This window comes from Marivita sp. S6314, assembly GCF_023015985.1.
GTDB lineage: Bacteria > Pseudomonadota > Alphaproteobacteria > Rhodobacterales > Rhodobacteraceae > Marivita.
The window spans coordinates 358,570-371,366 of record NZ_JALKAO010000004.1; the positions used below are offsets into that span (position 1 = coordinate 358,570).

Sequence of the window (12,797 nt, forward strand, 5' to 3'; positions counted from 1 at the left end):
CGTCGCTTTGCGTGTTCCGTTAAAGATGTATGCGAAGTGCCTGAAATCAAAAGGGAAGACACGTTGCGTATCTTCCCCTTATCTCTCCCTGTCGGACCGGCCGACTATTATTGAGCAGACGCTACGAAATGAAATCCCCAGCGTCAACAGGCAAATTTCAAACTTCAATTCACAAATAAAAAGAGGCCGCGCATCTCAGCGCGGCCAGTCCAACAGGGAGGATCGCCAGGGTTGTAAGAGGATCAAGTCAACCCGGACAAAAAACAGACTGGCAGCAAAAGGTTAAGTTTGTATGTTCAAACTCTGAACGCAGGCGGGAAGGGAAGCGCATGGAAAACGGTGTCTTTGTGGGCGGTGGCGGCAAGGCTTACGGCGAAAAGCAATGGCTGCGTCTGGATTACGCAAACCGGCATGGTTTGATCGCCGGGGCCACGGGCACGGGCAAAACCGTGACGCTTCAAATCCTGGCCGAAGGATTTTCGGCCCAGGGGGTTCCGGTGTTCATGGCGGACGTCAAAGGTGATCTGTCGGGGCTGGCCAAACCGGGCAGCGCAGAGTTCAAACTGCACCAGCCCTTCATGGACCGCGCGCAGACCATCGGGTTTGACGACTATACGTATACCGATTTCCCGGTCACCTTCTGGGATCTCTTCGCCGATCAGGGCCATCCGATCCGCACAACCGTTGCCGAAATGGGCCCATTGTTGATTTCGCGTCTGCTGGAATTGTCAGAGGCACAGGAAGGCATCCTGAACATCGCCTTCCGCGTGGCCGACGAAGAAGGCCTGCCGCTGCTTGATCTCAAGGACCTGCAATCCATGCTGGTCTGGCTGGGGGAAAACCGGCAAACCGTGTCCCTGCGATACGGCAACATCTCGGTGCAATCGGTCGGGGCGATCCAGCGCCGGTTGCTGGTGCTGGAAAATCAGGGTGGCGCGGACTTCTTCGGCGAACCGGCACTGGACCTGCGCGACCTGATGCGCACCGCGCCGGACGGGCGGGGGCAGATCAACATTTTGGCTGCCAACAAACTCATGGGCGCGCCGCGGCTTTACGCAACTTTCCTGCTCTGGCTCTTGTCTGAGCTTTTCGAAGAATTGCCGGAAGTGGGCGATCCGGACAAACCCAAGCTGGTGTTCTTTTTCGACGAGGCGCATCTGCTGTTCGATGACGCGCCCAAGGCGCTGGTCGACAAGGTGGAACAGGTGGCACGTCTGATCCGGTCCAAGGGCGTCGGCGTTTATTTCATCACCCAAAACCCCGACGACATTCCCGAAGACATCCTTGGCCAGTTGGGCAACCGCGTACAGCACGCCTTGCGGGCGTTTACCGCGCGCGACAAGAAAGCCCTGCGCATGGCGGCAGAGACCTATCGTGACAACCCGGATTTCGACACAGAAGAGGCCATCCGCGAAGTTGGCGTCGGTGAAGCCGTGACTTCCATGCTGGAACGCAAGGGCATTCCCGGTGTCGTGCAGCGCACGTTGATCCGCCCGCCATCGTCACAGCTTGGGCCGATCACCCCGGCGGAACGGGGTGGTGTCATGGGGGCAAGCCCGTTCGGCGAAAAATATGGCCAGACGCTTGATCGCAATTCCGCCTTTGAAATCCTGGCCAAGCGCACCAAGGACGCCGCCGCCGCAGCCGAACAGGCCGAAGCCAAAGAGGCCGAACTGGACGCCGCCATGCGCGAATACAGCTCCGGACGGCGCTATTCCGGGTCTCGTGTCGGCCGCTCGACATCGCAACCGCAACGCCGCGCGCGCAAGGGCGACAGCTTTGGCGAAGCGATGGCCAAAGTGGTGGTCAAGGAACTGAAAGGCACCACCGGACGCCGGATCGTCCGTGGCATCCTTGGGGGGCTGTTCAAGGGGCGTTGATCGCTGGTCCTTCCGCGCCCGTCGCGGTAAGGGAGGGGCTTAGCCCATGATGAAAGCCAGCACATGCCAGCAGACACCACCACCGACGCAGAAATCGCCGCAAACGAACGCCGGTCCGGCCTTCGCACGATCCGCAAGGTGGGGCCGTATCTTTGGCCAGAGGGCAAACCCTGGGTCAAGCAACGGGTTGTCATCGCGCTCACCTGTCTGGTGCTTGCCAAACTCGTCAACGTCATGGCACCGCTGCTGTTCGGACGGGCGGTGGACGCGCTCAGCGGCGAGGTGTCGGACCTCATGCTGGGGGGCATTGGCCTGACACTGGCCTATGGCTTTGCCCGGTTGATGAATGTCGGGTTCCAGCAATTGCGCGACGGGGTCTTTGCCCGCGTCGGCCAACGCGCCTTGCGGTCGCTGGCGATCGAAACCTTCACCCATATCCACCGCCTGTCCATGCGCTATCACATCACGCGCAAGACCGGCGGGTTAAGCCGGATCATCGAACGCGGGGTCAAGGGTGTCGATTTCCTGTTGCGGTTCATGTTGTTCAGCGTCGGGCCGCTGATCCTTGAACTGACGCTGATCATGATCTTCCTGACGGTGCTGCTGGACGCGCGCTACATGGGCGTCGTTCTGGTGACCATTGTGGTCTATGTCTGGTTCACCTTCAAAATCACCGAATGGCGGGTGCGACTGCGGCGCGAGATGAACCAGCAGGACACCGAGGCCAACCAAAAGGCCATCGACAGCCTGTTGAACTTTGAAACGGTCAAGTATTTCGGCGCAGAACAGCGCGAAGCGGACCGGTATGACCAGTCGATGGAAGCCTATGAAGGTGCGGCGATCAAAACAGCGACGTCGCTGGCGATGCTCAATTTCGGGCAAAGCCTGATCATCACGGCGGGGCTGATTGCCGTCATGGTGATGGCGGCCATCGGCGTGCAGAACGGCACCCTGACGGTGGGCGATTTCGTGATGGTCAACGCCTACATGATCCAGATCACCATGCCGCTGAATTTCCTTGGGACCGTCTACCGCGAGATCCGCCAGAGCCTTGTCGATATGGGCGAGATGTTCGACCTGCTGGAACAGCCGCAGGACGTATCCGACAAACCGGGCGCGCCGGACCTGCGGGTCCAGAAGGGCGAAGTGCGGTTCGACAATGTGCAGTTCGGCTACGACGCCGCGCGCCCGATCCTCAAAGGGGTGACGTTGCATGTCGATGCCGGTCAGAACGTGGCGCTGGTCGGGCCGTCGGGATCGGGCAAATCCACCATCGGACGGCTGTTGTTCCGCTTTTACGATGTGAATGGCGGTGCGGTGCGGATCGACGGGCAGGATGTGCGCGACGTCACCCAAGACAGCCTGCATGATGCGATTGGCGTCGTGCCGCAGGACACGGTGCTGTTCAACGACACCATCCGCTACAATATCGCCTATGGTCGGGCAGGGGCCAGTGAGGCGGACATCATTGCGGCCGCCGAATCCGCCCGGATCCACGATTTCATCCTGTCCCTGCCGGACGGCTATGACACGATGGTGGGCGAACGCGGGCTCAAGCTGTCAGGCGGTGAAAAACAGCGCGTCGGCATCGCGCGCACGCTGCTCAAGAACCCGCCGATCCTGATATTGGACGAGGCCACCTCGGCGCTCGATTCCGAAACCGAGGCGTCGATTCAGGGCGCGCTGAAACGGGCGGGCGAAGGCCGCACGGTGATCACCATTGCGCACCGGCTGTCGACCATTGCCGATGCCGACCGGATCGTTGTGCTTGAGGACGGGCAGGTCGCCGAAGAGGGCACCCATGATGCGCTGTTGGCGCGGAACGGGCGCTATGCGGCGCTCTGGCACCGCCAGATGCAGGATGAAGAGGCCGCGTAGACCGCTTTGACAAAGCGGTGGCAGAGCCGGTCCCGGCTCTGCGCAAGCGTCTTGCAAGACGCTTATTCCGCCGCCTGAACCGGGGGCTCTGAATCGTTGGCGCGGCTGCGCTGCAGAACCTTTTTAAGATCCTCCAGCTTTGGCGCGCCGGTCAGCCCGTCTTCGTAATCGGTTCCGGGCGTTTCTTCGTCTTCCCACAGGATCGTCGGTGATTTGACCTTCTTGGCGGCGCGTTGCAGGGCCCAGTCCCGGCCCGCACGGCTTGCGCGACCGCCACCCAGACGCGCCAGCAAGCGGAACAACCAGCTTGCATAGGTCGAGAACCACACCCGCAGCGCCAGCATCGACGGCGTAAACACCAGCGTCAGCACGGTCGCGATGCCAAGGCCGAACACCACAGCCGTGGCCAGTTGCTTCCACCACAGCGCGGTCGGGCTGTTGATGGAATAGCCACCGCCAAAGAAATCAAGACTGAGGCCGAACATCATCGGCGCCAGGCCCGCCATCGTGGTGATCGTGGTCAGCAGCACCGGACGAATACGGTCTTCGGCCGTGCGCACGATCGCCTCGATCCGCGGCATGTAGCGCGAATATTCCTGATAGGTGTCGATCAGAACAATGTTGTTGTTCACCACGATCCCCGCCAAAGCGACAATCCCTGTCCCGGTCATGATGATGCTGAAGGTCTGGTCCATCACCAGCATGCCGATGAGCACACCCGTGGTGGACAGGATGACCGCCAGAAGCACCAGCACCGCGTTGTAAAAGCTGTTGAACTGGGCCAGCAGGATGATGAACATCAGCCCCAGCGCCGCCCCGAAGGCCTGTCCAAGGAACGCCTGGCTTTCTGCCTGTTCTTCCTGATCGCCGGTCCATTCCCAATCCACGCCGGGCAGGGGGCTGGTGTCCAGCCACTTGGTCAGTTCCGCGATCCGTTCATTGGCATTGACCGGAATCAGGCGCGCGCCCTCATCCAGCGCCGTTTGCACAGCGTCTGCAGATGCGTCGGTCTCGCTGCTGATCACCTCAAAGCGCTGTTCACTTGCCGCCGTGATCTTCCCGTCCGGTGCGGCCTGCACCACGGCCAGCGTCACGTCCCCATCGGGGCCAGCGGTCACAACCTTGCTCAGCCCGGTCAGCACATCCGCCTTCACATCGAAATACCGTTTCTGATCGACGCGGTTTATCTCGGCCAGCTTGGCCACCGGTTTGCGGGTGATGAAGTTCGACAGCGGCACAAGCCCGTCCGCCGTGCGCACGCGCAAGGTGTCCAGCGTGGTGAGATACCGGTCCTCTTCCGGCAGGCGCACGCGGATGTCGATCTCTTCGTCCGAGCTTGGCACCCGCATCGTATCCAGCAGAATGCCGCGTGTGATCAGCTGCACCATCGCGCCAACGGTGGCGACATCCGCGCCATACCGGCCCGCTTTTTCGACATCGACGTCGATCTGCCAGTCAATGCCGGGCAGGGGACGGGTGTCCTCGATCAGGGTCAATCCCGGTGTCGCCTCAAAGGTCTGCCGCGCGGTGTCTGTCGCGGCGTACAGCGTGTCCCAGTCATCCGCTTTCAGGCGTAGATGCACGGGTTTGCCGCTTGCCGGGCCTTGCTCCAGCCCCTTGATTTCAACTTCGATGCCCGGAAGCGTCGCAACCGACGCGTTCAGTTCCGCGATGATGATGTCGCCATCCAGATCCGGCCGGTCGGCGCGATCTTCCCAGGGAATGGTTTCGAACTGGACCTGACCAATCGTGTCGCCGGGGATCGCGGCCCCGCTGGCATCGGTGTTCAATCCACCGTCACCGGCAAAGGAAAACGCGTTGATCACACCCGGATGCGCCAGAACGATGTCCTCGACCCGCCGGACCAGCGCGTCCTTTTCGTTCAGGCTCAGGTTGCCCCGCGCGCGGACATAGGCCACTGCTTGTTCGGGCTCGGATTCCACGAAGAACTCAACGCCGTTGTTGTTCTCGCCGAAATAGGTGAACACGCTGAACACAAAGCCCAGCACCGCTGCACCGGCCACAATCGGCATGACCGGGTTGCCCGCGATAAACTTGATGAAATAGCCAAAGATCGTGCGACGACGACGGCCTTCCACGCGCTTGCGCCGCCAGCTGATAGAGGCCGCGTCCAGCACAATCGACGCCAGAACCGCCCCGACAAGGAACAGCACGATCCCCGGCAGATGGGCAACGATGCCTTCCCCAATCGGCGGGAACAGAAAGCCGGGCTGCAGCAGCATCATCGCGCCAAGAAACAGCATGGTGAGCACAACCGGCACTAGTGCGGCGCGAATGATCCATGGCACGTTTGCGCGCATGGATTCCGACGCGTGCTCCAACACCCGCGAGAACCGCCCGGTCACCCCGCCCATCACCGGCAGATAAACCAGCGCCACAACAAGCGAAGCCGACAGAACAAAGATCAGCGTCACCGGCAACATGCCCATGAATTCACCCGGCACACCGGGCCAGAACAGCATCGGCAGGAAGGCACAAAGGGTTGTGGCGGTGGAACTGACCACCGGCCAGAACATCCGTTTGGCCGCTTCGACATAGGCGTGCATCGGGCCCGAGCCCTCTTTGATGCGCTTGTCGGCGTATTCCACCACCACAATCGCGCCATCCACCAACATGCCCACGGCCAGGATCAGACCGAACATCACGATATTCGAGATGTTCACCCCCATGATCGACAGGAACACAAAGCACAGCAGGAACGATGTCGGAATCGCAAACCCCACCAGAAGTGCCGCGCGCAGGCCAAGTGCGGCCAGAACCACGATCATCACCAGCGCCACCGCGGTCAGGACCGAGCCTTCAAGTTGGCTCACCATGCTGTCGACGATCCGCGACTGGTCGTTCGAACTGCCCACATCCACCGCGGCACGCAGTTCCGGGGGCCAGTTGGCCTCGGCTGCGGCGATTTCGGCCTTCACCATGTTGGCGGTGTCGATCAGGTTGAAGCCCTTGCGTTTGACCACCTGCAGCGCCAGCGTCTTTTCACCGTTGAACCGGGCCGTGCCTTCACGGTCCTCAAAGGTCAGGTTGATGGTCGCCAGGTCGCCCAGCGTCACAACGCGGTCGCCGTTCACCTTGACCGGCAGATCATACACATCGGACTGGTCGTCGAAACTGGACGGCACCTTGACCGCAAATGCGCCCTGATCGCTGCGCAATTCACCGGCGGCTATCAACTGGTTGTTGTTCTGCACAACGCTGATCAATTCGCCCGCCGTCACGTTGTAGCTTTCCAGCCGCAGCGGATCGATCACCACCTCAAGCATCTCGTCCCGGTTGCCCGCCAGACCGGCCTCAAGCACCGCATCAAGCGATTCCAGCCGGTCCTGCAGATCCTTGGCGACCCGCGCCATCGTGCGTTCCGGGACCGGGCCGGTCAGGTTGATAATGATGATGGGAAATTCGGAAAAGTTGATCTCGGTGATCGAATACTGTTCAGCGCCTGCCGGGAACTGCGATTGCGCCTTGTTCATCGCGTCGCGCACATCCGCCATCACCTGGGTCTTGTCCCAGCCAAACTCGAACTCCAGCGCCACACCGGCATAGCCTTCGGCAGCGGTGCCCGACAACGTCTTCAGACCGTCAAGATCGGCCAGCTCGGTCTCCATCGGTTTGACCAGCAGCGTTTCGCTGTCGGCCGCCGAAATGCCCGGAAACACGGTCGAGACAAACAGGGCAGGGATCTCGATATCGGGCTCACCTTCTTTCGGCAGCCCGATATAGGCCGCCGTCCCGATTGTCAGCGACAGCGCAATGAACGCCAGCACCATGCGGGCGCGTTCTGCGGCCCAATCGACAATACCGGTCATTGGATGACCTCTTCAAAACTGGGGGCGACAGGAACACCATCGGTGACAAATTCCTGTCCCACGGTGATCACGTCCACCTGATCGGGCAGTCCGCTCAGATAAATCCCCTCGGGGGCATCGCGCAGCACCGTGACCGGAACAAACTGGGCTTGGGAATTGGCATCAATGGTGCGCACACCAAGCGTGCCTTCATCGTTCAGCGTCAGCACAGAGGATGCCAGCACATGCGCCATGACGCCCTGCGACTGGATCAGGATCTCTGCGGTCTGCCCGTCACGGATCGCAAGCTCGGGGTTTGGTACGGTCAACTCAACGCGGAAGGTCCGGGTTGTCATATCGGCGGATCGTGAAAGGAATGTCACCCGCGCCTGAACCTCTACGCCATCATTCAGACGCGCGCCCGCCATCGCGCCCACTTCCACGCGGTTGATCTCGGATTCCGGCACAAAGCCAACCACCTTGATCGGATCAAGTTGGATCACGGTGGCGCATAGCGCGCCGGGCTGAAGCAGGCTGCCGATCTCGGCGGTGTCGGATTCCAGAACACCGGAAAAGGGTGCCTTGATCCTCAGCTTGCTGATTTCGGTCTGTGCCCGCGCAACAGAGGCCTGCGCGCTTTCGATATTGGCCTGCAGCGTGTCCAAGCCGGCCTCGGCGGCTTTGACACCAGCCTCCGCGCTGACGATGGCCGCCTGCGCGCTTTGCACGGCGGCTTCGGTATTGGCGACCCGTGTGTCGCTGGCAAATCCGCCCTGGCTCAACCGTTTGGCGGCGTTTGCATTGATGTTGGCCTCTTCCAGCCGCGCCTGCGCTTCCACCAATCGGGCGCGCGCTTCGGGAATGCGGGCGTCCACTTCGGGACGGCGCGCCACGGCCTCTGCAAGCCGCGCTTCGGCTTCGGCCAAGGACGCGGCACTTGTGCCGGGGTCCAGTTCGCACATCAACTGGCCTTCCTCGACAAACGCGCCCTTGCGCAATGGGTCCGAGATAACGCGCCCGCTGGCTTCGGACAAAATCGACACCTGCCGCGCCGCTTCGGTCTGGCCGCGCAACCGCACCTGCGTGTCAATCTCGCGCGCCACGGACCGTGTGGCCATCACCCGGACGACACCGTCATCCACGGGATCGTCGGCAACCTCTTCGACCTCTGGCGTAGCCTCGGGCGTTTCGGCCATGTCTTCGCTGACCTCGTCGCGTGGGCTCAGGTCATTGACCAGCGCAAACAGGCGATCCCGCTCGATCACCAGTCCAAAAAGAAAAGCCGCAACCAATACAGCGGTGATAAGGGGTACTATGCGCATCAAATTGGCCTTCTGCCTGCACTCAAGTCATCAGATCGGTTGCCCCGATCAAAGGTGTCGCTGCCGTAATCTAAATCTGTGACCGACAAAAGAGATACGGTGAACTAATCAGTTTAGATTACGTATTGTGTGTTTTTTTTCAAGGTGAACTGATCGGTTCATTTTAAGATTCGACGGTTGCCGGCAGAGTTTTGCGCGGATTTTGGGCAGATTTGCGGCCCCGACCGCGTTTTTCGATGCGCACCGGCGTTGGAACGGTGTGTCTTGGCACCTGTCCTCAGGCGCGGTAAGAGGGGCGAAAATCCGTGGCCAGGACATTGGCACGGAGGCGTCAGGGGAGTGTTCGGGTGAGCGACACAGACAGCTTTATCGACGAGGTGACCGAAGAGGTCCGGCGCGACCGTCTTTTCGGTTTGATGCGCCGCTATGGCTGGATCGCGGTTCTGGCGGTCCTGCTGCTTGTCGGCGGCACCGCCTACCGCGAATACGTGCGCGCCTCCGAAGAGGCCCGCGCGCAGGCGTTTGGCGATGCGGTTCTGGCGGCGCTTGAAAACGACGACGCCGCGGACCGGGTTGCTGCGCTTGATCAGATCGACGCGCCCACCGCCGAAGGGGACGCGGTGCTGAACATGCTGATCGCTGCCGAAGAGGCGGTGCAGGACAACGGGGCCGCTGCCGCGGACCGCCTTGGCCAGACGGCCACCAATGGCGATTTGCCCGAGATCTACCGTCAGATCGCCAGCTACAAATCGCTGACCCGTCCGGAAAGCACGCTGAGCGCCGATGAAAAGCGTGTCGCCTTTGAGGCGATGGCCGCTCCCGGTTCGCAATTGCGCCTGCTTGCCGAAGAGCAACTGGCGCTGCTTGAGATCGAGGCCGGTGACACGGAGGCCGCAATTGCGCGTTTGAACCGCATTATGGTCGATGCCGGGGTCACACCGGGCTTGCGTAGACGCGCATCTCAGTTGATTGTGGCGCTAGGCGGGGAAATCGCCGCCTCTTGACGTCGGCCGCTGCAGCAGACCGGCGCGAAAAAAAACGAGGGCATGGCAGTGCAAACAAAACTCTTGGTGGCCGGCGCAGTTGTAACCAGCATTCTGGCCGGGTGTACGGACCGTGAAATCATCCTGCCCGGCGAACGCGTTGGCGTGCGTGAGGTCTTGCAGGACAGTGAAACCACCGGGGCCGAGACGCGCGAGAACACCACCCGCAGCGCCAACCTGCCAGCGATCACGAACAATGCCTCATGGGCGCAAAGCCATGTCAGCCCCTTTGCCCGCGTCAGCAACGCGGCCCTGTCGGCCAACCTGACGCCGGTCTGGTCCACGTCGATCGGTCAGGGCGACAAACGCCGTGCGCGCATCATCACAGACCCTGTGGTCGCCGATGGCCGCATCTTCACCATCGACAGCGCAGGCCGCGTGTCGGCCACCTCCACCAGCGGGGCGGCGCTTTGGTCCTACAGTCTTGTGCCCCTGCGCGATGATGCATCGGACGCGTTGGCGGGCGGGCTCGCCTATAACAACGGTCGGCTTTACGTGACATCGGGCTTCGGCACGGTGTCTGCGGTCGACGCGGCAACCGGTCAGGAGATCTGGACCCAGCGCCTGCAAACCTCGGCCACCGGCGCGCCCACCGTCTTTGGCGGTCTGGTCTATGTCGTCGCCGGGGACAGCACGGCCTGGGCCATCGAAGAAGACGACGGCCGCGTGCGCTGGCAAACCGACGGTCTGGGCGATGTCGGCAATGTTGCCGGGGCAGCGCCGCCTGCGGTGAATGACCGGCATGTGGTCTTTGCCTTCGGCAGCGGTGCCGTGCAGGGCGCGTTCCGTCAGGGCGGCCTCAACCTCTGGAGCGCCGACATCGTGGGCGCGCGGCGCGGCTTTGCCATCTCACTGATTGACGACATCACGGGTTACCCGGTGATCGACGGCCAGACGGCGTATGCCGGCAACCATTCGGGTCGGCTCGTGGCGCTCAACGTCAATTCCGGCGAACGGCTCTGGACCGCACAGGACGGGGCGTTGAATCCGGTCTGGCCAGCAGGCGGGTCGGTCTATTTCGTCTCGGACCTGAACCAGTTGATCCGCCTCGATGCCGCCGATGGCACCCAGATCTGGTCGGTGGACCTGCCGGGCTACGAACCCGTCCGTCGCCCGCAACGTCGCCGCGACAGTGCCTTTACCAATCACGGCCCGATCCTTGCGGGTGGGCGTTTGATCGTTGCTTCGTCTGACGGTCTGATCCGCTCCTTCGATCCGGCTTCGGGCGATCTGCTGTCGCAGACCGAGATTCGCGGCGGCGCAACCACCCGTCCGGTGGTCGCCGGGGGCACGCTTTACGTGGTGTCGACGGCCGGGGTTCTGCACGCCTATCGGTGACCCCTTTCGCGGGCGCGGAAAATGCGGTACGCGGGCGGCTTGATCTGATCCGGAGCCGTGTGCACAGATGTCTTTCACCCTTGCCATCGTCGGTCGCCCCAATGTGGGCAAGTCGACATTGTTCAATCGTTTGGTCGGCAAACGCCTTGCCCTGGTCGATGACCAGCCGGGCGTGACGCGCGATCTGCGCGAAGGGGCGGCGCGTCTGGGGGATCTGCGGTTCACCGTCATCGACACCGCCGGTCTGGAAGAGGCCACCGATGAAAGCCTGCCGGGCCGGATGCGCAAACTCACCGAACGCGCGGTGGACATGGCCGATATCTGCCTGTTCCTGATCGACGGGCGTGTCGGCGTAACGCCATCCGATGAAATGCTGGCCGAAATCCTGCGAAAGCGGTCAAAACACGTGATCCTGGGCGTCAACAAGGCCGAAGGCAGTGCCGCAGATGGCGGTGTGATCGACGCCTATGGGCTTGGTCTTGGCGAACCGCTGCGCCTGTCGGCAGAACACGGCGAAGGCCTGCCGGACCTTTATGCCATGCTGCAACCGCTGGCCGATGAGTTCGACAAACGCGCTTTGCTGGACGCGCCTGAGACCGAGGTGGATGTCGGCGAAGATGATCCGGACGCCCCCCGCGCCATCACCAAAGCCCGGCCATTGCAAATCGCCGTGGTGGGCCGCCCGAACGCGGGCAAGTCCACGCTGATCAACCAGATCCTTGGCGAAGACCGCCTGCTGACCGGACCCGAGGCGGGAATCACCCGCGACGCCATTTCGGTACAAACCGAATGGGGCGGCACCCATATGCGCATCTTTGACACCGCAGGCATGCGCAAAAAGGCCAAGGTGCAGGAAAAGCTGGAAAAGCTGTCTGTCTCCGACGGCGTGCGCGCGGTGAAATTCGCCGAAGTGGTCGTTGTCCTGCTTGATGCCGCCATCCCGTTTGAATCCCAGGACCTGCGCATCGCCGATCTGGCCGAACGCGAAGGCCGTGCGGTCGTCATTGCAGTAAACAAATGGGACATGGAAGACGACAAGCAGGACAAGCTGAAAATGCTGAAAGAGGAGTTCGAACGCCTCTTGCCACAGTTGCGCGGCGCGCCCCTGATCACGGTGTCTGCCAAAACCGGTCGCGGGCTGGATCGCCTGCAAGCAGCCATCCTCAAAGCGCATGACATCTGGAACCGCCGCGTCACCACGGCGCAACTCAACCGCTGGCTGGCGGGGATGCTCGAACAGCACCCGCCACCCGCGCCACAGGGCAAGCGGATCAAGCTGCGCTACATGACGCAGGCGAAAACCCGGCCACCGGGGTTCGTGGTCATGTGCTCGCATCCCGACAAGATGCCCGACAGTTACAAGCGCTACCTGGTGAACGGGCTGCGGCAGGATTTCGACATGCCCGGCACGCCGATTCGACTGACGCTGCGCGGGCAGGGGGACAAGAACCCCTATAAGGGCCGCCGCGAAAAGAACGCCGGAGCCTTGCGCAAACACCTGGGCAAGAACCGGGGGTAAGGGGTTTG

7 protein-coding genes are annotated in these 12,797 nt (G+C 61.9%); 5 read left to right on the forward strand and 2 right to left on the reverse strand.

Annotated elements, in window-relative coordinates; genetic code table 11:
* The first annotated feature begins 329 nt into the window (after positions 1-329).
* Complete coding sequence (locus MWU54_RS14025; protein WP_247084894.1) at positions 330-1,880, forward strand: helicase HerA-like domain-containing protein; 1,551 nt, start codon at positions 330-332, stop codon at positions 1,878-1,880.
* Positions 1,881-1,943: 63 nt separating this feature from the next.
* The gene (locus tag MWU54_RS14030; RefSeq protein WP_247084896.1) at positions 1,944-3,758 is read left to right on the forward strand and encodes an ABC transporter ATP-binding protein/permease; all 1,815 of its coding nucleotides are present in this window, start codon (positions 1,944-1,946) and stop codon (positions 3,756-3,758) included.
* Positions 3,759-3,820: 62 nt separating this feature from the next.
* Here the strand turns inward: MWU54_RS14030 and MWU54_RS14035 are convergent, their stop codons facing one another.
* Both MWU54_RS14035 and MWU54_RS14040 read right to left on the reverse strand, forming a co-directional pair.
* Positions 3,821-7,588, reverse strand: coding sequence for an efflux RND transporter permease subunit (locus tag MWU54_RS14035; protein ID WP_247084898.1), 3,768 nt, complete (start codon positions 7,586-7,588; stop codon positions 3,821-3,823).
* A complete protein-coding gene (locus MWU54_RS14040; protein ID WP_247084900.1) occupies positions 7,585-8,889 on the reverse strand; it encodes an efflux RND transporter periplasmic adaptor subunit in 1,305 nt (434 codons plus the stop codon). Before MWU54_RS14040 ends, MWU54_RS14035 begins: the two co-directional genes overlap by 4 nt.
* 347 nt (positions 8,890-9,236) lie before the next feature.
* Here MWU54_RS14040 and MWU54_RS14045 point away from each other — a divergent pair, with 347 nt between their 5' ends.
* From MWU54_RS14045 to der, 3 genes are all read left to right on the forward strand, one after another.
* Positions 9,237-9,893: a hypothetical protein gene (locus MWU54_RS14045; protein WP_247084902.1), complete on the forward strand. Its 657-nt coding sequence runs from the start codon at positions 9,237-9,239 to the stop codon at positions 9,891-9,893.
* A gap of 42 nt (positions 9,894-9,935) precedes the next feature.
* Positions 9,936-11,270: a PQQ-like beta-propeller repeat protein gene (locus MWU54_RS14050; RefSeq protein ID WP_247084904.1), complete on the forward strand. Its 1,335-nt coding sequence runs from the start codon at positions 9,936-9,938 to the stop codon at positions 11,268-11,270.
* Between the two features lie 67 nt (positions 11,271-11,337).
* Positions 11,338-12,789: a ribosome biogenesis GTPase Der gene (gene der, locus MWU54_RS14055; RefSeq protein ID WP_247084906.1), complete on the forward strand. Its 1,452-nt coding sequence runs from the start codon at positions 11,338-11,340 to the stop codon at positions 12,787-12,789.
* Positions 12,790-12,797: the final 8 nt, after the last annotated feature.

Bases quoted from the DNA above. Each gene is read 5' to 3' on its own strand.
- MWU54_RS14050 (WP_247084904.1), top strand. From the start codon at position 9,936: ATGGCAGTGCAAACAAAACTCTTGGTGGCCGGCGCAGTTGTAACCAGC.
- MWU54_RS14030 (WP_247084896.1), top strand. From the start codon at position 1,944: ATGCCAGCAGACACCACCACCGACGCAGAAATCGCCGCAAACGAACGC.
- MWU54_RS14035 (WP_247084898.1), bottom strand. From the start codon at position 7,588: ATGACCGGTATTGTCGATTGGGCCGCAGAACGCGCCCGCATGGTGCTG.
- der (WP_247084906.1), top strand. From the start codon at position 11,338: ATGTCTTTCACCCTTGCCATCGTCGGTCGCCCCAATGTGGGCAAGTCG.
- MWU54_RS14040 (WP_247084900.1), bottom strand. From the start codon at position 8,889: ATGCGCATAGTACCCCTTATCACCGCTGTATTGGTTGCGGCTTTTCTT.
- MWU54_RS14025 (WP_247084894.1), top strand. From the start codon at position 330: ATGGAAAACGGTGTCTTTGTGGGCGGTGGCGGCAAGGCTTACGGCGAA.